This is a genomic window from Massilia brevitalea, from assembly GCF_030711405.1.
GTDB lineage: Bacteria > Pseudomonadota > Gammaproteobacteria > Burkholderiales > Burkholderiaceae_D > Telluria > Telluria brevitalea.
Map to the genome: position 1 here is coordinate 54,777 of NZ_JAULSI010000023.1, position 21,532 is coordinate 76,308.

The window sequence follows — 21,532 nt, forward strand, 5'->3', positions numbered from 1 at the left end:
CATAAACTGCCACTTGGACTCACTCCCCAAGACGGCCACGTGCCGCCCAGCCTCCATGAATCCTACCAGCGCGCGTTGGAGCGGCCGTTACCTGGCTGCTACCCACTGGTTCATCCCCGCCGCCCTGCAGCAAGAGGCGGCGGTCCTGACGCGCGCCGAGAACGTGGTCAGCGCGGCGCTGCTGGCCGCCACCGCCGGTCCCTTCTATGCGCTGGCCTATTACCTGCTCGGCTACAAGGGCGCCGTCACCGAGATCCTGCTGTGCTGCGCCGTCATGCTGGCTTCGCCGCTGCTGCTGCGCGTGAGCGGCAGCATCGGCGCCGCGCGCGAACTCTTCCTGTGCGCGCTGTTCTTCAATTTCACCTGGCTCAGCTATAACCTGGGCGGCATCAGCGCTCCCACCGCCAGCTGGCTGATCACAGGCCCGCTGGTCGCCACCTTCCTCGGCGGCATCTGGAGCGCGCTGTTCTGGCTGGCGATGAGCTGCGCCGCGGCCGCCCTGATTTACCTGCTGGCCGCCGCCGGCCACGTGCTGCCGGTGCAGGCGGTGAGCGACATGGCCATGCTCTACCTGGTCTGCCACCTGGGCCTGTTCGTGGTGGTGCTGGCCTTTGCGCTGCTGTTCGAGCTGACCAAGACCCAGGGTTTCGTCAAGCTGGAGCAGGCCGTGCGCACCATCAACGAGCTGGCCATCCGCGACGAACTGACCGGCGTGCACAACCGCCGCTACCTGATGAACCTGATCGAACGCGAAAAGGAGCGCAGCGACCGCAGCGGCCGCGCCTTCTGCCTCTGCCTGCTCGACATCGATTTTTTCAAGCGCATCAACGACACCTACGGCCACAGCGCCGGCGACACCGTGCTGCGCGCCTTTGCCCAGACCGTGCAGACCCTGGTGCGCGGCAGCGACTGCTTCGGGCGCTACGGCGGCGAGGAATTCCTGCTGATGCTGCCCGAGACCCCGGTGGCCGATGCCCGGGTGCTGGCCGAGCGCGTGCGCGCCGCGATCGACAAGCTGCGCTGCAGCGACGGCCCGAGCGAGATCGCGCTCACCGTCTCGATCGGCGTGGCCGAGTACCGGATGGGCGAGACCATCACCCAGGCCATCGGGCGCGCCGACGAGGCCCTGTACCTGGCCAAGTCGAGCGGGCGCAACCGGGTGGTCTGCCATGGCCAGGACCAGGAACCCGATGGCCTGGCGCCGCCGGCAGGGGAAGCGCGGCCCGAGCGCGACCTCGGCGCCAGCATCGGCCGCATGCTCGACGGCATGCATTGCGACCAGCTTACCGGCCTGCTGAACCGGCGACTGCTGCGCGACCGCCTGCGCCACGCCATGGACCGCGCCGACCGCAACCGCCGCCTGGTGGCGCTGCTGCTCCTGAACATCAACAAGTTCAAGGAGGTCAACGACGCCCTCGGCTACGAGGCCGGCGACGCACTGCTGGTGCAGGCCGGCGGCATCCTGCGCGGCTGCCTGCGCGACTGCGACACGGTGGCGCGCTGGAGCGGCGACGAGTTCGTGGCGCTGCTCGAAGACCTGGGTTCCGAGATGGATGCGCGCCAGGTGGCCGAGAAGATCCTCGACCGCTTCGGCCTGCCGCTGGCGGCCAGCGGGCGCGAATGCTTCATCACGCTGTCGGTGGGCGTGGCCCTGTATCCGGCCGAGGACTGCGACCTCGACGCGCTCTTGAAACGCGCCGACATCGCCATGCGCAGCGCCCGCGCCTGGGGCGAGAACAGCGTCCAGCTGTATTCGAGCGCCGCCACCGCGCCCCAGAGCGAACGCCTGGCCCTGAAGAACGGCCTGCGCGACGCCCTCACGCGCGGCCAGCTGTTCCTCGAATACCAGCCGCAATGGGACCTGGCCACGCGCCGCATCGTCGGCGTCGAGGCGCTGCTGCGCTGGCAGCATCCGGTGTACGGCCGCATCGACCCGGGCCGCTTCATCCCGCTGGCCGAGGAAACCGGCATGATCGTGCCGATCGGCGACTGGGTGCTGCGCACCGCCTGCGCCCAGAACCGCGCCTGGCGCGACGCCGGCCTGCCAGCCGTAAAAACCGCAGTGAATTTTTCGGCGCGCCAGTTGCGCCATCCCGACATCGCTGCGCGCGTGCTGGACATCGTCGCCGCCAGCGGCCTGGCGCGCGGCAGCCTGGAACTCGAGATCACCGAGGGCGTGCTGATCGACGACCTCGACGGCAACCGGCGCGTCATGAGCGAGCTGCGCGCGGCCGGGGTGCTGGTGTCGATCGACGACTTCGGCACCGGCTATTCGAGCCTGAACTACCTGTCCGAACTGCCCGTGGACATCCTCAAAATGGATGGCCTGTTCGTGCGCCGTCTCGGGCAGCACCCGCGCGCGCGTCCGTATGCGATCGCCGACGCCATCGTCGGCATGGCCCACAGCCTCGACCTGAAGGTGATCGCCGAAGCGGTCGAGACCGACGAGCAGCTGGCCGACCTCGACGCCATGGGCTGCGACGAAGCCCAGGGCTACCTGTTCGCGCGCCCGCTGGCTCCCGAGCAGGTGGCGGTGCTGCTGGCGCAGCAGGGCCTGCATGGCAGCCCGGCCGCGGTGCCGGCCCTGGCCTGATCTTTCCCGATCCTCTCATTCACCCTTCCAGGAGTACATCGTGCATGAAGAAACGCTTGACTTCGGGCGGGCCGCCGACATCGCCGGACTGACCGCCTGCGGCGCCCTGCGCGGCAACGTGGCCCAGTTCGCGCAGCCGCGCGGCCCCGACCTGATCCGCCGCACCGAGGCGCTCGACGCCTGGTGCACGCTGCGCGCCGCGCACGGCCTGTGGCAGTACGCGCGCGCGGTGGACGGCGCGCCCGGACCCGAGGCGCGCGTGCGCGAGGAGGGCGATGCGGCGGTGTGCGAGGCCGCGCCCGGCGTCAACTTCGCCTCCCAGGATTACCTGTCGCTGGCCTCGCATCCGGCGGTGCGCGAGGCGGCGCAGCGTGCCCTGCTGGTGTCCGGCCCGCACAGCGCCGGTTCGGCCGTCCTGCTGGGGAACAGCAGCGCGTCGCTGGCGCTCGAGCAGTCCCTCGGCGCGCTGCTGCGCTGCGCGCACGTGACGCTGTTCCCGACCGGCTGGGGCGCCGCCTTCGGCCTGATCACGGCGCTGGTCGGGCCGCGCGACTATGTAGTGGTCGATGCCCTGGCCCATGCCTCGCTGCGCCAGGGCGCCGGCGCGGCCACGCGCAACGTCGCGCTGCACCGCCACCTCGACACCGGCCACGTGCGCGAAGTGCTGGCGGCGATCCGCTTGCGCGACCCGGACAATGGCATCCTGGTCGTCACCGAAGGCCTGTTCAGCATGGACAGCGACGTGCCCGACCTGCCGTTGATGCAGCACCTGTGCCGCGAATACGGCGCCACGCTGCTGGTCGACGTGGCGCACGACCTGGGCGCGCTGGGGCCGGGCGGCAGCGGCAGCATCGGCGAGCAGGGCATGCTCGGCAAGATCGACATCGTGATGGGCGCCTTCTCGAAGACCTTTGCCTCGAACGGCGGCTTCGTCGCCTGCGCCTCGCGCGCCGTGAAACGCCAGTTGCAGCTGTTCGCCGGGCCGCACCTGTTCTCGAACGCGCTCTCGCCGGTACAGGCGGCCACGGTGCTGGAAGCGCTGCGCATCGCCGGCGGCAGCGAAGGCGATGGCTTGCGCGCCAGCCTGCTGCGCAATGCCGTGGCCCTGCGCGCCGGGCTGGCGGAAACCGGCCTGCGCTGCCTTGGCCTGCCGTCGGCGATCGTGCCGGTGTGGATCGGCAGCGAGCCGGTGGCGCGCCTGGCCGGACGCACGCTGGCGCGCGCCAACGTGCACGTGAACGCGGTCGAATTCCCCGGCGTGCCGCTGGGCGCGGCGCGCCTGCGCCTGCAGGTGATGGCCGCGCATGGCGCCGGGCAGCTGCGCCACGGCGCGCGCCTGGTCGGCGCCGCCGTCAACGGCGCCGGCGCCGCACTCGGCGTGGAGCCCGAACGCGGCCCCGGGCGCCGGGAGCGCAGCCGTGGCTGAAGCCGCCGAGCCTGGCGGCGCCACGCTGCTTCATCGCCTTGCTCACCACGCGGCGCACAGCCCCGAACGCGTCGCCTTGACCTTCCTGCACGAGAACGGCGAGGTCGTCGATGTCTCCTACCGCCAGCTGGCCGCGCGCGTGGCCGCACTGGGCGCGCTGCTGGCGCGCCGCGTGGCGCCGGGCGCGCGCGCGCTGCTGCTGTATCCGCCGGGTTGCGGCTTCGTGGTCGCCTTTTTCGCCTGCCTGGCGGCCGGCGTGGTGGCGGTGCCGGCCGCGCCCGCGCACCGCCGGCGCGACGTCGAACGGCTGGCGGCCCTGCTGGCCGACGCCCAACCGGCCATCGTGCTCGGCGCGCCCGAGGCCGAGGAAGCCACGCGTGCGGCGCTGGCGCGCGCCGGCTGCGCGGCGCCGCTGCTGTGCATGGACACGGGCGATGCATTCACTGCCGCGATGGCTGCCGCTGCGGCCGATGCAGCGCAACTCGCGCTGCCGGACCCCGGCGCGCTCGCCTTTCTTCAATATACCTCCGGCTCGACGGCGCAGCCGAAGGGCGTGGAGATCACGCATGCGAACCTGGCCGCCAACGTCGCCGCCATCGGCCAGGCCTTCGGCTTCGGGCCGCGGACGGTGATGGTCAGCTGGCTGCCTCCCTTCCACGACATGGGCCTGGTCGGCAGCATCGCCGCGCCGCTGGCGCTGGGCTTCCGCTCGGTGCTGATGTCGCCCGGCGCCTTTCTGCGCCGCCCGGCGCTGTGGCTGGAAACGGTAACGCGCTACCGCGCCACCTGCAGCGGCGCGCCGAATTTCGCCTGGGACCTGTGCGTGCGCCGCATCGTGCCCGATGCGGCGGCGCAGTTCGACCTCTCGTGCCTGGAGGTGTTGTACAACGGCGCCGAGCCGGTGCGTGCGGCAACGCTGGAGCGCTTCATGGCGGCGTTCGGGCCGTGCGGCCTGCGCCGCGGCGCACTGTTTCCCTGCTACGGCATGGCCGAGGCGACGCTGCTGGTGGCCGGCGGGCCGCTCGGGCGCGGGCCGCGCATCCTGGCGCTGGACGGCGCCGCGCTGGAACGCGGCCAGGTGCGCGCGGCGGCGCCAGGCGATGCGATGGCGCGGGCCGTGGTCGGCTGCGGTCCGCTGGCGCCAGGGGTAACGGTAGCCATCGCCGATCCCGATACGGGAGCCGCGGCCGGCGCCGGCCTGGTGGGCGAAATTCGCATCGGCGGGCCGGGCGTGTCGCGCGGCTACCATGGGCGCCTGACCGACGAGCCAGCGCAGGCGGCGCCCGGCGCCATGCCCCTGCTGCGCAGCGGCGACCTCGGCTTCCTGCACGAAGGCGAACTGTTCGTCACCGGACGGCGCAAGGACCTCATCATCGTCAACGGCCGCAACCTGTATGCCCAGGACATCGAGGAACTGGCCGAGCGCGCAGGCGGAATGGCGGCGCCGAACTGCTGCGCCGCCTTCGGTATCGAGGACGGCGAGGGCGAACGTCTGGCGGTGGTAATCGAGGCCAGCCGCGCGCTGGCGCGCAGCGGCGACGTCGAAGCGCTGGGCCGGCGCATCCGCAGTGCGGTGGCCGCGGGATTGGGCGTTCCGCTGCATACGCTGGCGTTCGCGGCGCCGGGCGCCTTTCCGCGCACGACCAGCGGCAAGGTGCAACGCGCGCGCTGCAAGGCCTTGTTGGCTGCCGGCGCGCTGGCGCTGGTGCGCCCACGCGCGCAGTCCATCCCGCAGGGCGGGGAGACGTCCGGGACAGGCAGCGCGGCGCGTGCCGACACCATCATCGCCTGGCTGCGCCAGTACGCGGCGCGGCGCATCAATTCGGCGCTCGACGACGAGCGCCGCGCCATGGCGCCGCACCTGCTGCTCGACCTCGGCAACCATGGCCTGTTCGGCCTGCAGGCGCCGTTCGAGGCCGGCGGCCAGGCGCTGGCGAGCGCCGACCTGGTGCGGGTGATGGCGCAGCTGGCCGCCATCGACCTGACCCTGGCCACCGTGGTCGGCGTGCACAATGGCCTGGGCCTGCGCCCGCTGCTGCGCTCCGGCGGCGCGGCGCTGCACAGCCGCTGGCTGCCCACCCTGGCCGCCGGCCGCCAGCTGGCCGCGTTCGCCATGAGCGAGCCGCAGGCAGGCTCGAATCCGCGTGCGATCGGCGCCCGCGCCCTGCGCGTGGACGGCGGCTGGCGCCTGAGCGGCGACAAGCACCTGATCGGCCTGGCCTCGTGGTCGGGCGTGCTGAACGTGTTCGCGCGTGCCTTCGATCCGGCGGGCAGGGCGCTTGGCACGGTGGCGCTGCTGGTGCCGGAGGACGCGCCGGGACTGGTGCAGGGCCCGGAAGCGCTGACCATGGGCATGCGCGCGATGGTGCAGAACGCGCTGCGCTTCGACGACGTATTCGTGCCCGACGAGCAGGTGCTGGGCGCGCCCGGCGCCGGCATGGAGGTGGCGCAGGACGCGATGGCCTTTGCCCGGCTCGGTATCGGCGCCCTGTGCGTGGGGGCGATGCAGCGCTGTGCCCAGCTGATGGCGCGCTACGCGGCGCGGCGCGACGTTGCCGGCGGACGGCTGCTCGACAACCCCGTCACCGCTTTGCGCCTGCACGAACTCGATTGCGCGATCGGCGCGGCCGGGGCGCTGGTGCAGGCGCTGGCGCGCGCACTGGACGCGGCGGACGGCGCGAACAGTGGCGCGATGGGGGGCACGGTGGGTCAAAGTACCGCGAGTACCGCGCTCCAGGACGCCTGCAGCGCCTGCAAGTGCGTGCTGTCGGAACTGCTGTGGAGCGCCGCCGACAGCCTGATGCAGTTGCTGGGCGGGCGCGGCTACCTGGAAAACAACATCGCCCCACGCCTGCTGCGCGATGCGCGCGTGCTGCGCATCCTGGAAGGGCCGAGCGAAGCGCTGTATGCCCACCTGGGCGCCCTGGTGCGCACGCCGGGCAATCCGCTGGCGCGCACGGTTGCCGGACTGTTCAGCGCCCCAGCCCTGGCCGACAGCCTGGCGCGCCTGCCGGCGGCGGGGCAGGGCCAGTGGCAGGACTGGCGCAACGGCGAGTTTGCGGCCTGGACCCTGCTGGCCGCGGCCGCCCGTGGCGAGGCGGCGGCCTGGGCGGCGCGCCGGCTCGATGCCCTGCGCGAGGCCATCGCAGCCGAGCGGCCGGCCGCCGGCGCTTGCCCGTCCGCCGCGGCGCTGCTGGCGCGCGTACAGGGCTATGCGCTGGCGATCGGGGACGTCGAGCAGGCCCTGCCCGGCGCCGCGCATGCGCTCGATCCGTTGCTGGGCCGCGACGGGATCGAGGGGGGCGGGGCGGACCGGGCGCTGCCGGCTGCTGCTGCGCCCATGTCCACACCCGGGCCAGCATCTGCATCCTCGGTCGAGCTGGTGCGCGCCTGCCTGCTGAAATGGCTGCGCGAAAGCGCTGCCGAACCGTTCGATGGGGGAAGGGTGCACTTGTCGACCGGCACCCTGCGCTGCCAGCCACAGGTCGAGGTCGGCATCGACGCCGCGTTCGGCGACCTCGGCATCGATTCGCTGGCCTCGGTGCCGCTGGCGCTCGAGATCGAGGCGGCCAGCGGGGTGAGGGTGGGCGCCGAACTGCTCTACGATTACCCGACGGTGCGCACGTTGGCGGCGTATATTGATGCACAGCGCGATGCACAGCGTGATGCACAGCGCGAGGCATGAGGCATGAAGCGATGGTGGCGCGCCCGCGACGGCCGGTGCCGCGCGCCGTCCATAGCGGAGTAAAATAGCCCCTTTACCATTTCGCTTTTCGCCATGACCGTCCGCACCCGTTTTGCCCCCAGCCCGACCGGCTTCCTCCACCTCGGCGGCGCGCGCACCGCGCTGTATTCCTGGGCCTATGCCCGCCACTTCGGCGGCACCTTCGTCCTGCGCATCGAGGACACCGACCTCGAACGCTCGACGCCGGAAGCGGTGCAGGCCATCCTGGACGGCATGCAATGGCTGGGCCTGTCGCACGACGAAGGCCCGTTCTACCAGATGCAGCGCATGGACCGCTACCGCGAGGTCGTGAAGGGCATGCTGGAAGCCGGCACCGCCTACCTGTGCTATTGCTCGCCGGAAGAAGTCGAAGCGATGCGCGAGCGTATGCGCGCCGCTGGCGAGAAGCCGCGCTACGACGGCACCTGGCGTCCGGAACCGGGCAAGACCCTCCCGGCCGTGCCGGAAGGCGTGAAGCCGGTGGTGCGCTTCAAGAACCCGGAGGGCGGCGAAGTCACCTGGAACGACGTGGTCAAGGGCCCGATTACCATCGCTAACAAGGAACTCGACGATCTGATCATCGCGCGTCCGGACGGCACCCCGACCTACAACTTCTGCGTCTCGGTCGACGACTGGGACATGGAGATTACCCACGTGCTGCGCGGTGACGACCACGTGAACAATACTCCACGGCAGATCAATATCCTGCGCGCACTCGGCGCCGAGCTGCCGCAGTACGGCCACCTGCCGATGATCCTGGGCCCGGACGGCCAGAAGCTGTCGAAGCGCCATGGCGCGGTCAGCGTAATGCAGTACCCGGAGCAGGGCTTCCTGCCGGAAGCAATGCTGAACTACCTTGCGCGCCTGGGCTGGAGCCACGGCGACGACGAGATCTTCTCGATGGAGCAGTTCACCGAGTGGTTCAACCTGGAACACCTGACCGCCTCGGCGGCCCAGTTCAATCCGGAAAAGCTGGCCTGGCTGAACAACCACTACATCAAGCTGGCCGACAACGAACGCCTGGCCGATCTCGCGCGTCCGAAGATGGAAGCGCAAGGCGCCGAGTTCGACGGCGCGCCGGCGCTGCCGACCGTGCTGGCCTTGCTGAAGGAGCGTACCAACACGATCAATGAACTGGCCGATGCCGCCATGCTGTTCTATCGCCAGCCGCAGCCGGATGCGGCCCTGCTGACCCAGCACCTGACCGATGCCGTGCGTCCGGCGCTGGCGACGTTTGTCGAGCGCTGCCAGACGGTGGAGTGGAACAAGGCCGCCCTGGCCGCGATGCTGAAGGAAGTGCTGGCCGCGCACGGCCTGAAGATGCCGCAGATCGCCATGCCGCTGCGCCTGCTCGTGACGGGCCAGCTGCAGACGCCGGCCATCGACGCGGTGCTGGAACTGTTCGGCCGCGAGACCGTGCTGGCACGCGTGAGCAAGGGCCTGTAATCGGTCTTACAGGGCGGGGGCATGCGGTTCGCAAAGGGGTTTCAAACCACGTTTCTAAGAAGGTTTCAAACAAGGTTTGTCCGCACGCAAATCGGCATTTGCGAAATGCAAGAACCCCCGCTATAATGCTCGCACTTCAGCAGCACACGGTAACACAGCAGCAAGGTGATACAGTGAGCGAGATAGTGAAATACGGGGGTATAGCTCAGCTGGGAGAGCGCTTGCATGGCATGCAAGAGGTCAGCGGTTCGATCCCGCTTACCTCCACCACTCTGAAGTGTAGTTTGTAGTGTGTAGTTCCAGGGTCCCCATCGTCTAGAGGCCTAGGACATCACCCTTTCACGGTGAGTACCGGGGTTCGAATCCCCGTGGGGACGCCAAGCGATTGGCAACTGGCTGGTAGTAAAGAAGCTGCGCCAGCGGCAGCAGTAGTAGAAGTAAATGCAGTATGTTATAGTGTTGTTTTCCCGTAGGGGGTATAGCTCAGCTGGGAGAGCGCTTGCATGGCATGCAAGAGGTCAGCGGTTCGATCCCGCTTACCTCCACCACGTCGGAAAACACGTTATAGCAGTCCAGGGTCCCCATCGTCTAGAGGCCTAGGACATCACCCTTTCACGGTGAGTACCGGGGTTCGAATCCCCGTGGGGACGCCAAGCGATTGGCAACTGGCTGGTAGTAAAGAAGCTGCGCCAGCGGCAGCAGTAGTAGAAGTAAATGCAGTATGTTATAGTGTTGTTTTCCCGTAGGGGGTATAGCTCAGCTGGGAGAGCGCTTGCATGGCATGCAAGAGGTCAGCGGTTCGATCCCGCTTACCTCCACCACGTCGGAAAACACGTTATAGCAGTCCAGGGTCCCCATCGTCTAGAGGCCTAGGACATCACCCTTTCACGGTGAGTACCGGGGTTCGAATCCCCGTGGGGACGCCAAGAGTTTGGCAGCAGTTAATAGTATTAACTAAGCCGCACAGTAGTAAAGCAGTAATCGGAACAGTTTTAGGTCCCCATCGTCTAGAGGCCTAGGACATCACCCTTTCACGGTGAGTACCGGGGTTCGAATCCCCGTGGGGACGCCAAGAATTTGGCAGCAGTTAATAGTATTAACTAAGCCGCACAGTAGTAAAGCAGTAATCGGAACAGTTTTAGGTCCCCATCGTCTAGAGGCCTAGGACATCACCCTTTCACGGTGAGTACCGGGGTTCGAATCCCCGTGGGGACGCCAATAGTGCAAAAAGCCGCCTTGAGCGGCTTTTTGCTTTTCCAGGTGCCGGAACACGCCCGGTCTGTTTCACCAGCGCGGCGGCGGCAAGCCGTTCAGCGAATACCCATACTGCAGCATCTGCAAGGCCAGCGGCGATGGGGCGAAGAATTGCTGTCCGGGCGGGAATCCGCCGAGCATTCCAGGATGTCCGTTCCCACCCAGCCCACCAAGCCCGGCAGGCCCTCCAAACGCGCCGCTTCCTCCAAACGCACCGATACCGGCCAGCCCCGGCAGGTTCGCGAGCGCCGCATTGCCGACCACCCCCGGCCATGGGCCAGGTTGCTGCGCGGGATTCAGGGGCAGGCCCAGCGCCACCAGCGCATCGGGCATGCCGTGGCCGATGCGCGACTGATCGGCCAGGCTGACCCGGCGCGCGCTGAGGCGGATGATCTGGAACAGCCGGTCGACCCGGTCCGGCGAGCGCGTTCCGCCCAGCCCCTGGAATTCCGGCCGGTGCGCCAGGATCAGGGCCGCCAGCCCGGTGATGTGCGGCGCCGCCATCGAGGTGCCGTCCCAGGCCGCGAAGTTATTCGGCGGCACCGACGAGACGATCGCCACCCCCGGTGCGCAGACGTCGACCTGCGGTCCGAAGCAGCTGAACTTGGCGCTGTAGTAGCCCTGCGCATCGGCATCGGGACTGACGGTTTCGGTGTGATAGCTGTCGGCCGGGAATTCGCCGAGCTTGCCCAGCGCCGCCACCGCCAGCACGTTCGGCGAGGCGGCGGGATATTGCACCGGCCCACCCGAATTGCCGGCGGCCGCGATGCAGGCCACGCCGGCCTGGCGCGCACGCACGATCTGGCGTTCCAGGGCTTCCGACGCCGCGCCGCCGCCCAGGCTCATGTTGACGACGTCGATCCCGTGTTCGATGCAGTACTCGAGCGCCTCGATCAGCTGGCTGACCTGGCCGCCCGGGAAGAGCTTGCAGACATGGATCTCGGCCTCGGGCGCAAAGCCGCGGATGCCCCAGGCCGGATCGCTGGCCGCGATCACGCCGGCGCAGTGCGAGCCGTGGCCCAGCGTGTCCTCGCTCCAGGTGTTCGGGTCGGTGCGCTTGTTGATGATGTCGAAGCCGGCGTGGATGCGGTTCAGGTTGCCGTGGCTGAGCGCCGCACCCGAGTCGATGACGGCAATCTTCACGCCCTGGCCGCGTAAGTGGGGCGGCAATTGATCCAGCCGCATTGCGCGCGCGCCCCAGCCGAGGGCGTTCTGGCGCGGGAAACCCTGCAGCGACGGCGATTCGGACAGCGCATGCAGGGTGACGATGTTCGGCTCGTCCATGCTGAGGTCGGGATCGCGCTGGTAGAAGCTCCAGTAGTCGGCGCGCGGCTTCACGTACAGGCCGCTGATGGTGCGCGGATCGTCGCCGTACAGGCGCAGCTGGACCATGCCGTTGGCGTCGGTAACGCCCGAGGCCGGCAACATGCCGCCGAACAGGGACACTTCCGCCTCGGGCAGGGGCTTGCCCTCCTGGCCGGCCACGGAAATGATGACGTCGACGGCGGGGCCACTGTACGGCGTCAGCGAGGACACCAGGTCGGGCCGGCGCAGCATCGGGTCGAGCAGCTGCAGGTGCTGGTCGCGCTCGACCAGCAGGCGCCCGCCGCCGCGCCCGTTCAGGTCCGCAGCCTGGCGGTCGGTCATGCGCGCCACCAGCACGCCTTCGCTGCTGCCGCCGTCGATGCCGGACGATTCGAGCGCGCTGCGGGGGGCGATCTTGTCGACCACGTCGATGTCGGGGCTGGCCTGCAGCGCCTGCTCGATGGTCGACAGGGACAGCGGCGCCAGGCCCGCGGCTTCCAGGCCCAGCGTGCCGAAGCCGCCCAGCGGCCGGCGCGACGCGACCAGGTATTTTTTCTTGCGTTCGGCCACGGTGCGGCCGCGCGGTTCGCGTGCTGCACCATCGATGCCGGCGGCGCCACCGGCGCCGTCGGGGCCATTCGGCTGGCCGCCAGGACCATTCGGCTGGCCGGCGTGCTCGGGACCATCGCCGGGCCCGCCTTGAGGAGTTTTCGGCATGTCGTTTTTCCTTTCGTTCGTTTTTGTCGGGCCAGCCACGTCGGCCGCATCAGAACAGCGACAGTGGGCTGTCGGGTTCAATCATCAATTGGTTGCGGGTGCGTTGTTTCAGCTGTTCGGCAGTCGCCGGGTCGGTTTCGACAACGACGGTATGCGGCGGCCCGGCGCTGGGACCAATGGTGTCGACCAGGCGTACCGCCGGGTCGTTGTGGATGCTGGCGATGAAACTGGCGAGTGCGCCGTCATCGTTGGCTGCGCGCACGATGTAGCGGGTCGGCCCTCCGGAACTTGGCATCGGCATATCCTCCTGTTCAAACCTCCCACCCGCAGAGGATGTGAAAAAATCGCCATGGCTGCGTTGCCTCGTCTCGCCGTACGCTCGTACTGTCTTCGACTCAGCCCGGCAGGCCGTATCCCTTGCCCTGACGGATTTTTCACATCCTCCCAGGCAGGAGGCACCCGGTAGCTTGCTGCAATGAGCGGCGAACGCGGCGGCTGGCCGCTTCCGCCGCCGGCAACCATCAATGCATGGTTTGCTGGCCGCCCAGCTGGGCCTGCTGCGCCTGCTGGGCATATGCCGCATACGGATCGACCGACTGCGGCAACATGCGGCCCAGCTGGCCGGTCAGTTGGCCGGCGATGCCGCCAATCTGGCTGCCCAGCTGCTGGTTGCCGAACTGGCCGCCAATGAAGCCGCCGATCGGCTGCGCGAACTGGCCGGCCAGGCCGGTCAGGTCCGTCAGCCAGCTCTGTGGTGCAATCTGGCCCTGCCCGCCTGCCTGTTGTGCCAGTTGCGCCTGCTGGGCATAGGCTGCGTACGGGTCGACGGACTGCGGCAGCATGCGGCCCAGCTGGCCGGTCAGTTGGCCGGCCATGCCGCCAATCTGGCTGCCCAGCTGCTGGTTGCCGAACGCGCCACCGATGATGCCGCCAACCGGCTGCGCGAGCTGGCCAGCAAGGCCGGTCAGGTCGGTCAGCCAGCTCTGCGGTGCAATCTGGCCACCGGCCTGTACCTGGGCTTGCGCCTGGGCCGACAGCTGGCGCTGCAGTGCGACGGCCTGCTGCTGCACCTGTTGCAATGCCTGCTGCAATTGCTGCTGCTGGGCCTGGAGCTTCTGCAACTGCTGGACCAGCGGATGCTGCTGCTGTTGCTGTACGCCGCCCTGGGCATCGACGGATTGCGGCAGGAAGCCGCCGATGCTCTGCAGGCCGCCGCTGACGATGCCGCCCAGGTTTGGATTGCGGGTCACCTGGCCAATCACGGCGCCGGCGGGTTTGGCCAGTTTCCTGACCCAGCTGCCCAGGCCTTGCGGGGCAAGCTGATCGACCTGTCCCTGCTGTTGCAGTTGCTGCAGTTGTTGCAGCTGCTGTAGTTGCTGCAGCTGTTGCAGTTGTTGCAGTTGCTGGGCCTGCTGCGGATCCTGCTGCTGGCCGCCGTAAGCGGCTGTTGGATCGGCGGCGAACGGCGACAGGCTGCCGATGAGGTCGCCGGCAAACTGGCCGATGCGGCTGCCCAGATTCGGGTTGCCGAAGATGTCGCCGACACCGCGTCCGACGGCGCCGCCGGCCGGTGCCCCGAATAATCCGCCCAACAGGGATTGCGGGGCGATCTCGGGCTGGCCATATCCGAACTGCTGGAATTCATTCATGCTCGACTCCTCCTGTGTAATGCGGCTGCCGGCAACAACGCCGACGGTTGGCACGCGACAGCGTGCCTGGCTGATGTGAATTTTCCTGGCCCGCGTGCTGCAAGCGGCCGCGTACGTGGTATCCGCGCGCCGCGTAAGGCCGGCGCGTGGACAAAGAGCAGGGGCGAATTGGTATTCGCCTTCCTGCGGCTATGGATTGGACCGGGTGCCTGCCATGAAGTTTGAGCCGATTCGGCACCATGCCCGGTTTGCGCAAAGCAGTTTGCGCTGGCGCAGACAAGCGGCAGTCATGCCGAATGAATGGGTTAGAATGGCGCGCTTTCCCGCAGTAATCCCTCGGTATTCCTCTTTGAACATGTCCCTGAATCCACCCCAGACCACCCTGACCATCTTCTGCAAGGTCGTCGACAACTATGGCGATATCGGCATCTGCTGGCGCCTGGCGCGCCAGCTGCGGCACGAGCACGGCGTCGCCGTCACCCTGTGGGTGGACGACCTGCAGAGTTTCCGCCGCATCTGCCCGGAAGTGGACACAGAAGCCGCGCTGCAGGAGGTGCAGGGTGTGCGGGTGCGCCACTGGCTTGGCCAGGACGGCAGCTACACGCCCGCCGAGGTCGACGACATCGTCATCGAGTTCTTCGGCTGCGACCTGCCGCCGGGGTATGTGGAGGCGATGGCGCAGCGCAGCCCGCGCCCGGTCTGGCTGAACTATGAGGGCCTCAGCGCCGAGGAGTGGGTCGAGGGCTGCCACCGCCTGCCGTCGATGCACCCGCGCCTGAAGCTGACCAAGCACTTCTTCTTCCCCGGCTTCACGAACAAGACCGGCGGCCTGCTGCGCGAGCGCGCACTGGGCGCCGAAAGGGGCGCCTTCCAGTCCGAACCCGGCCGGGCGCACGCCTTCCTGCGCGGGCTGGGACTGGGGAAGAGCGAGATCGAGGCATTCAAGGTGTCGCTGTTCTGCTATCCCTTCGCCCCGGTCGAAGCGCTGTTCCAGGCCTGGGAAAAGCATGCCGGGCCGATCGCCTGCCTGGTGCCGGAAGGCGTCGCGGCGGATGCCGTGGCCGCCTTTTTCGGCAGGCCTGCCGCGGCCGGCGACTGCGCCACGCGCGGGGCGCTGACCGTGCGCGTGCTGCCTTTCGTGGCCCAGCCCGATTATGACCGCCTGCTCTGGGCCTGCGACCTGAACTTCGTGCGCGGCGAGGACTCCTGGGTGCGGGCCCAATGGGCGAACCGGCCCTTCGTCTGGCATATCTATTTACAGGACGAGAATCTGCACCACAAGAAACTGCGCGCTTTCCTCGACGTTTATGCCGAAGGGCTCGACAGCTTGCGGGATGTTTCCCTGCATTGGAACGGCGCCGGTCCGGGCCTCGCCGGCGAGCAGGACTGGCAGGCGCTGTGGCTGGCGCTGCAAGCCGAACTGCCGGCCATCGCCGAGCGGGCAGGGACGTGGGAAGCGCGGATGCAGGAGAACGGCGACGTGGCCTCGAACCTGCTCGGCTTTGCCGCTTCACTTCGTTAGGCGCGCCGCACATTACATGATATGATGCTCGGTTACTGCAACCCCTTTTTTCGATCATAATTCATATGAAACCCGCAAAAGAAATCCGTGTCGGCAACATCATCATGGTTGACGAGAAGCCTTTTATCGTGCTGCGTTCCGATGTCAACGGCTCGAGCCGCACGGGCTTCACCTACAAGTGGAAGATGAAGAATCTTCTGACGAACGCTCCGCTGGAAAACGTGTTCCGTGGCGATGACAAGTTCGACGTCGTCGTGCTGGACAAGAAGCCGGTGACCTACTCGTACTTCGCCGATCCGCTGTACGTCTTCATGGACGAAGAGTACAACCAGTTCGAAATCGAAGAAGAGAACCTGGGCGACGCGCTGCACTACCTGAAAGACGGTATGGAATGCGAAGCCGTGTTCTACGACGGCAAGGCGATCTCGGTCGAACTGCCGACCATCATCGCACGCCAGATCGTGTACTCGGAGCCTGCAGTCAAGGGCAACACTTCGGGCAACGTCCTGAAGGAAGCGAAAATCGAGAACGCCATCGAAGCCCACCAGCACGTCGTGATGGTGCCGCTGTTCGTCAGCCAGGACGACATCATCGAAATCGATACCCGCACCAACGAATACAAGAAGGTCGTTCGTAACTGATCGATCACGCTGTCAAGAAAAACGCTGCCCCTCACGGCAGCGTTTTTTTTCGTCCCTGCCCGGCGCGGCAGGCGCGTCTTACGCCCATGGCGCTGCTATTCTATTGCTCTAATAACATAAAGGAGTGGAAATGGATCGTAGGGACTTTGTTCGGATCGGCATGGCTGCCGGCGCCTTGGCCGGCACGGCAGGAGCGGCCTCGGCGGTCACGCCCAAGCCCAGGCCGCGCGCCGAAGCGGACCTCCTCGAAGCGGGCGTGCGCGAACAATCGGCGGCGATGGCGGCCGGCACCATCACTTCCCAGGCCCTGGTGCAGCGCTACCTGGCCCGCATCGCCGCCATCGACAAGGCCGGCCCGCGCCTGAATGCGGTCATCGAGACCAATCCCGAGGTCTTGAAAATTGCCCAGGAACTCGACCGCGAGCGCGCCGGCGGCAAGCTGCGCGGCCCGTTGCACGGCATCCCGGTGCTACTCAAGGACAACATCGCCACCGGCGACCGCATGTGCACCACCGCCGGTTCGCTGGCGCTGGACGGCGTGCGCGCCAGCCGCGATGCGTTTGTCGCGGCGCGTTTGCGTGCGGCCGGCGCCGTCATCATCGGCAAGACCAACCTGTCGGAATGGGCGAACATGCGCTCGACCCATTCGGTGAGCGGCTGGAGCGCGCGCGGCGGCCAGACCCGCAACCCCTACGCCCTCGACCGCAACCCGAGCGGCTCCAGCTCCGGTTCCGGCGCGGCCATTGCCGCCAGCCTGGCGACGCTGGCGGTCGGCACCGAGACCGACGGTTCGATCGTTTCGCCGGCCTCGAGCTGCGGCATCGTCGGCCTGAAGCCGACCCTGGGCCTGGTCAGCCGCAGCGGCATCATCCCGATTGCCCACTCCCAGGACACGGCCGGCCCGATGACGCGCAGCGTGGCCGACGCCGCCCTGATGCTGGCTGCCATGACCGGCGTCGATGCCGATGATGGCGTGACGAAAGAGAGCCAGGGCAAGGTGGCCGACTATGCGGCGGCGCTTCGGCTTGACGGCTTGCGCGGCAAGCGCATCGGTGTGGCGCGCAATTTCTTTGGCGGCAGCACGGCCATCGACGCGATCGTCGACCAGGAGCTGGCGCTGCTGCAGGCGCAAGGCGCGGTGCTGGTCGACGTCACGGTCCCGAACACCGACAAGTACGGCGAGACGGAAATCGAGGTGCTGCTGCACGAGTTCGCCCCGGACCTGAAAGCCTGGCTGGCCGCCTACGCCCCGCATGCGCCGGTGAAGAACATGGCCGATGTGATTGCCTTCAATGAAAAGCAGGCAGCGCGCGAGATGCCGTTTTTTGGCCAGGAGCATTTGATCGCCGCTCATGCCAAGCGCGGGCTCGACGCCAAGGTCTACCGCGACGCCCTGGCCAACAACCTGCGTTATGCGCGCGAGGAAGGCATCGACCAGGTGCTGCGCGCGCATCGCCTGGACGCCCTGGTGGCGCCCACCGGCGGCGTGGCCTGGCTGACCGACTACATCAACGGCGACCACTACGGCATGAGTTTTTCGTCGCCCGCGGCGGTGGCGGGCTACCCGCACATCACGGTGCCGGCCGGGCAGGCGCGCGGCTTGCCGGTCGGACTCTCGTTCGTCGGCACCGCCTGGAGCGAGGCCACGCTGATCGGCATGGCCTATGTCTACGAGCAGGCCTCGCAGCGGCGCCGCGCACCGCGCTTCCCGGCCACGGTAAACATCCAGGTGTAAGTGTGTAGCGCTCAGCTGCGCTTGGCGCGCTCGAAGGCCGGGCCCCACAGCGGGTGGCCCTGTTCACCCGGCTCGAGCGAGAAGTCCGGGTCGATCTTCAGGGCCTTCTCGAAAGCCTGCTGGCATTGCCTGGGGCGCGAGGTGACGCAGTAGCTGAAGGCCGTGTACTTCAGGGCCGTGGTGCGGGTCTGCAGCGGGGCGCCGCTGCGGATATCGGTCGAGTTCAGGCGCTTGATGGCGCCGTTGAAGTCGCCATCGTTGTACAGGCGGATGCCTTCGCGCAGGGCCACCTGTTCGCGCCCGCTGGACGCGTCCGGGCGGGTCTCGGTGCGCGGACGGTTTTCGGCGCGCGGCTCCGGACGCGACTCGGCCTTTGGATGGTTGCCGGATGGGTTGCGCTCGAGCAGGGGTGCAATCTGGGCGCAGCCGCCCAGGGTGCTGCCAGCGAGGATGGCCAGCAGCAAGCGATGGCAAGTGTTTCGGTTCATCGTTTATCGGCCTCCGTCGGCTTGCGCCGTAAAATCGTGTTCGATGGTCGCGCTTTCGGCAGTGCCGGCATTGACGGTCATCACGTGCTCGGCAAAGTTCGGGTTGACGATGCGGATCGTGTGCTGGCCCTGGCCCAGCGTCAGGCGCTTGACCGGCGGGCTGACGCCACGGTCGACGTCGTTCACGTACACCGTGCCCCAGGGCTTGATCAGCAATTTATAGGTGGTGCCGTTGACGACGGCGTCGGCCTGGCGGGCGGCCGGTGCAGTGGCATTGTGCAGAGGCGCCGCGGTGTTGACGGCATCCGGCAGCGAGCCGGCGGTGGTGTCCGCATCCGTAGTGTCGTCGGCGGGCCTGGCTTCGGCCGCGGTGCTCGCGTCCGGTGTAGCGGCGCTCCCGGCCGGCAGTGCGACCACCGCCTCGCCGGCGTCCAGCCCCTGCGCGGCCGTTTCCTGCTGCACTGCGAGCGCCAGGGTGTCGTCCGAATTGTCCTGGTTCAGGTGGGCGTAGAGCGCGCTGCCGGCTGCCAGCAGCACGATGGCGGCGCCGGCGACCATGGCCCAGCGCTCCACACTGCTTTTCTTGCGGGCAGGCTGGGGTGGCGTGCGAACCGGCGGACGCGCTGGCGCCGCAGGAGCCATTGCAGGCGCGGCAGCGGAAGCCGCCACGGGCGCGGCATGGGCCGAGGGCTTGAGCGGCGTGGCCGCAATCGGCTTGTCGGGTGTTGTTTCGCGGGAGATCGCCGGGGGCGGCATGCTGGCTGGTATCCTGGAATGCGCCCCGGAAGGCATGCCGGCGGTAGCGTCAAGCGCGCTCTGCTGGGCTGGCACGCGCGCCGGTTCGGCGGGATCCGCCGCTTCCGCCGTGCTGAGTTCGAACGGCGTGTCGAGCGGCACTGCCAGTGCGGCCGGCGCCGGCACGCTGGGCGGCGTTTCCGCGACTTGCGCCGCAGCGGGGGCGACTGGCTCCTTGGCCGGCACAGCAGGCATAGCAGGCACAGCAGGCACGGCAGGCACGGCAGGGAGAGCTGCTGCGTCATCCATGCCGAGCATGGCGCGCAGTTCGGGGATATTTTTCGGGCGCAGCCGCAGGTTCGGGCCCAGGCAGCGGTCTACCGTCCGGGTCAATGCATCGCTGTAATGGTCGTACAGGCGCGGGCCGAGCGGACCTTCCGGCGGGAACTCGGCGCTGATGGCATAGTGGATGACCAGGGCCAGGGCGTGGATGTCCTGCGCGCCGTCGGCTTCGTCGGAGGCGAGCCCGTCCGGCGACGGCAGCAGCAGCGCCTCGCCGCTCTCCAGCACGGCCACGGTGTCGGGCGTGATGATGCGGTGCGGCGCATGACTCGCGTATTGCTGTTCCAGCGATTGCAGGATGTGCTGCAGGATCCGGCGGCACCACGCTTCGCTCACGAGCGCAGGGCTGTGCTCGACGATGTCGCGGACCGTGCGTCCGCCTGCGAATGGCGTATAAAGGACTGTGTTTTGGCTGGTCATTTTGCTAACCGTTTATTTTTAGCAAAACTATGCCAGATTTGGCGCGAGCGTGTCGCTGCTGAGTCAAACGTGCGCACTGGCGGCGCACTTTTCAGAGCGTGTGAAAAAACACGCGCTCGTTACAGGTCGAGGAAGCGCATCTTGAAGTTGCGACCCTTGATGGTGCCGAAGTCAGGCCCCAGGCGGTTGCCCGCATTCAGGCGGTCAAAAGCGTCGTGCGCCATGCGGCGGTCGAGCGCCACATAGGTCTGGAACTCGGTCACATTGATCTTGCCGACCTGTTCTTTCAGCAAGCCGGCGTCGCCGGTCAGCGCGCCGAGCACGTCGCCCGGACGCAGCTTGTCCTTCTTGCCGCCGGAAATGACCAGCGTCAGCATCGGCGCCGGATCGGCGGCCAGCTCGTTGCCGCCGAGCTCGTCCAGCTTGTGCCAGGCCACCGGGGCATCCTGGTATTCCTCGATCAGGCGCGCCCATTTCTTTTCGTTCGGCGCGCACAGCGTCAGCGCCAGGCCCGATTCGCCGTTGCGGCCGGTGCGGCCGATGCGATGCACGTGCACTTCGGCATCCTTCGACACATCGGCATTGATCACCGCTTCCAGATTGGCGATGTCGAGGCCGCGCGCGGCGACGTCGGTGGCCACCAGCACCGAGCAGCTGCGGTTCGCGAACAGGATCAGGATCTCGTCGCGTTCGCGTTGTTCGAGTTCGCCATACAGGGCGAGCGCCGAGAAGCCCTGGGCACGCAGGGTGTCGGCCAGTTCGCGGCAATGGGCCTTGGTGTTGCAGAAGGCGATGGCCGAGACCGGACGGTAGTGGCTCAGCAGGCGCGCCACGGCGTCGTCGCGGTTGTCGAAGCCGACTTCATAGAAGCGCTGCTCGATGGTCGATTCGTCGTGCTGGCTCTCGACCACCACTTCCAGCGGGTCGCGCAGGAAGTGCGAGGTGGCGTGGCGGATATCGTCCGGGTAGGTCGCCGAGAACAGCAGGGTCTGGCGGCGTTCCGGGCAGGCGCGCACGATGTTGGCGATCTCGTCGTAGAAGCCCATGTCGGTCATGCGGTCGGCTTCGTCGAGCACCAGGGTCTGCACCTTCGACAAGTCGAGCGTGCTGCGGCCCAGGTGGTCGCGGATGCGGCCCGGGGTGCCGACCACGATGTGGGCGCCGTGCTCGAGCGAGGCAATCTGCGGGCGCATGGCCACGCCGCCGGTGAGGGTCAGCACCTTGACGTTGCCGACGCCGCGCGCCAGGCGCCGCAGTTCGCCGGCCACCTGGTCGGCCAGCTCGCGCGTCGGGCACATCACCAGGCCCTGCACCGCGAACCACGCCGGGTTCAGCTTTTGCAGGATGCCGATGCCGAAGGCGGCCGTCTTGCCGCTGCCGGTGGCGGCCTGGGCGATGAGATCGCGGCCTTCCAGCACGGCGGGCAGGCTGGCGGCCTGGATCGGCGTCATCTCGCGGTAGCCGAGGGTGTCGAGGTTGGCGAGGAAGGGTGCTGCCAGCGGCAGCGTGGAGAATGCGTGGGTCATGGTTCTTCC

The 21,532-nt window shown here is 68.1% G+C and carries 13 protein-coding genes and 8 tRNA genes; 15 read left to right on the forward strand and 6 right to left on the reverse strand.

What is annotated here, in order from left to right:
- The first annotated feature begins 55 nt into the window (after nucleotides 1-55).
- From QWL29_RS15730 to QWL29_RS15785, 12 genes are all read left to right on the forward strand, one after another.
- Entirely contained in the window at nucleotides 56-2,593 is a 2,538-nt protein-coding gene (locus tag QWL29_RS15730; protein WP_305823825.1) for a bifunctional diguanylate cyclase/phosphodiesterase, read from the forward strand.
- 40 nt (nucleotides 2,594-2,633) lie between these two features.
- Nucleotides 2,634-4,019 carry an aminotransferase class I/II-fold pyridoxal phosphate-dependent enzyme gene (locus QWL29_RS15735; RefSeq protein ID WP_305823826.1) on the forward strand — a complete coding sequence of 462 codons (1,386 nt, stop codon included), beginning with the start codon at nucleotides 2,634-2,636 and terminating at the stop codon, nucleotides 4,017-4,019.
- Nucleotides 4,012-7,704, forward strand: a complete 3,693-nt coding sequence (locus QWL29_RS15740; RefSeq protein WP_305823857.1) for an AMP-binding protein — start codon at nucleotides 4,012-4,014, stop codon at nucleotides 7,702-7,704. Before QWL29_RS15735 ends, QWL29_RS15740 begins: the two co-directional genes overlap by 8 nt.
- Nucleotides 7,705-7,797: 93 nt before the next feature.
- The gene (gene gltX, locus QWL29_RS15745) at nucleotides 7,798-9,189 is read left to right on the forward strand and encodes a glutamate--tRNA ligase (protein WP_305823827.1); all 1,392 of its coding nucleotides are present in this window, start codon (nucleotides 7,798-7,800) and stop codon (nucleotides 9,187-9,189) included.
- 194 nt (nucleotides 9,190-9,383) lie between these two features.
- A tRNA-Ala gene (locus tag QWL29_RS15750) sits at nucleotides 9,384-9,459 on the forward strand.
- Between the two features lie 34 nt (nucleotides 9,460-9,493).
- Nucleotides 9,494-9,569: transfer RNA gene (locus QWL29_RS15755), tRNA-Glu, on the forward strand.
- Nucleotides 9,570-9,661: 92 nt separating this feature from the next.
- Nucleotides 9,662-9,737, forward strand: a tRNA-Ala gene (locus QWL29_RS15760).
- A gap of 29 nt (nucleotides 9,738-9,766) precedes the next feature.
- Nucleotides 9,767-9,842: transfer RNA gene (locus tag QWL29_RS15765), tRNA-Glu, on the forward strand.
- 92 nt (nucleotides 9,843-9,934) lie between these two features.
- A tRNA-Ala gene (locus QWL29_RS15770) sits at nucleotides 9,935-10,010 on the forward strand.
- Between the two features lie 29 nt (nucleotides 10,011-10,039).
- Nucleotides 10,040-10,115: transfer RNA gene (locus QWL29_RS15775), tRNA-Glu, on the forward strand.
- Nucleotides 10,116-10,185: 70 nt separating this feature from the next.
- Nucleotides 10,186-10,261: transfer RNA gene (locus tag QWL29_RS15780), tRNA-Glu, on the forward strand.
- A 70-nt stretch (nucleotides 10,262-10,331) separates the two neighbouring features.
- Nucleotides 10,332-10,407: transfer RNA gene (locus QWL29_RS15785), tRNA-Glu, on the forward strand.
- Between the two features lie 66 nt (nucleotides 10,408-10,473).
- On the opposite strand, the gene QWL29_RS15790 is transcribed toward QWL29_RS15785, so the two are convergent.
- The 3 genes from QWL29_RS15790 to QWL29_RS15800 all read right to left on the reverse strand — a co-directional run bounded on the left by QWL29_RS15790 (nucleotide 10,474) and on the right by QWL29_RS15800 (nucleotide 14,114).
- Entirely contained in the window at nucleotides 10,474-12,465 is a 1,992-nt protein-coding gene (locus tag QWL29_RS15790) for a S8 family serine peptidase (protein WP_305823828.1), read from the reverse strand.
- A 49-nt stretch (nucleotides 12,466-12,514) separates the two neighbouring features.
- Nucleotides 12,515-12,760, reverse strand: coding sequence for a hypothetical protein (locus tag QWL29_RS15795; RefSeq protein WP_305823829.1), 246 nt, complete (start codon nucleotides 12,758-12,760; stop codon nucleotides 12,515-12,517).
- Nucleotides 12,761-12,986: 226 nt separating this feature from the next.
- Complete coding sequence (locus QWL29_RS15800) at nucleotides 12,987-14,114, reverse strand: hypothetical protein (RefSeq protein WP_305823830.1); 1,128 nt, start codon at nucleotides 14,112-14,114, stop codon at nucleotides 12,987-12,989.
- Nucleotides 14,115-14,469: 355 nt separating this feature from the next.
- Between QWL29_RS15800 and earP the strand changes: the two genes are divergently transcribed.
- The 3 genes from earP (at nucleotide 14,470) to QWL29_RS15815 (ending at nucleotide 18,012) form a co-directional block, all read left to right on the forward strand.
- Nucleotides 14,470-15,636, forward strand: coding sequence for an elongation factor P maturation arginine rhamnosyltransferase EarP (gene earP / locus QWL29_RS15805; RefSeq protein WP_305823831.1), 1,167 nt, complete (start codon nucleotides 14,470-14,472; stop codon nucleotides 15,634-15,636).
- A 65-nt stretch (nucleotides 15,637-15,701) separates the two neighbouring features.
- Nucleotides 15,702-16,277: an elongation factor P gene (locus QWL29_RS15810; protein ID WP_305823832.1), complete on the forward strand. Its 576-nt coding sequence runs from the start codon at nucleotides 15,702-15,704 to the stop codon at nucleotides 16,275-16,277.
- 130 nt (nucleotides 16,278-16,407) lie between these two features.
- On the forward strand, nucleotides 16,408-18,012 hold the full coding sequence (locus QWL29_RS15815; RefSeq protein ID WP_305823833.1) for an amidase: 1,605 nt from the start codon (nucleotides 16,408-16,410) through the stop codon (nucleotides 18,010-18,012).
- 11 nt (nucleotides 18,013-18,023) lie between these two features.
- On the opposite strand, the gene QWL29_RS15820 is transcribed toward QWL29_RS15815, so the two are convergent.
- From QWL29_RS15820 to dbpA, 3 genes are all read right to left on the reverse strand, one after another.
- Nucleotides 18,024-18,500 (reverse strand): TssQ family T6SS-associated lipoprotein, encoded by a 477-nt coding sequence (locus QWL29_RS15820; RefSeq protein WP_305823834.1) that lies wholly within the window; start codon nucleotides 18,498-18,500, stop codon nucleotides 18,024-18,026.
- Nucleotides 18,501-18,503: 3 nt separating this feature from the next.
- Nucleotides 18,504-19,997, reverse strand: coding sequence for a serine/threonine-protein kinase (locus QWL29_RS15825; RefSeq protein ID WP_305823835.1), 1,494 nt, complete (start codon nucleotides 19,995-19,997; stop codon nucleotides 18,504-18,506).
- Between the two features lie 119 nt (nucleotides 19,998-20,116).
- Nucleotides 20,117-21,523, reverse strand: a complete 1,407-nt coding sequence (gene dbpA, locus QWL29_RS15830; protein WP_305823836.1) for an ATP-dependent RNA helicase DbpA — start codon at nucleotides 21,521-21,523, stop codon at nucleotides 20,117-20,119.
- Nucleotides 21,524-21,532 lie beyond the last annotated feature (9 nt).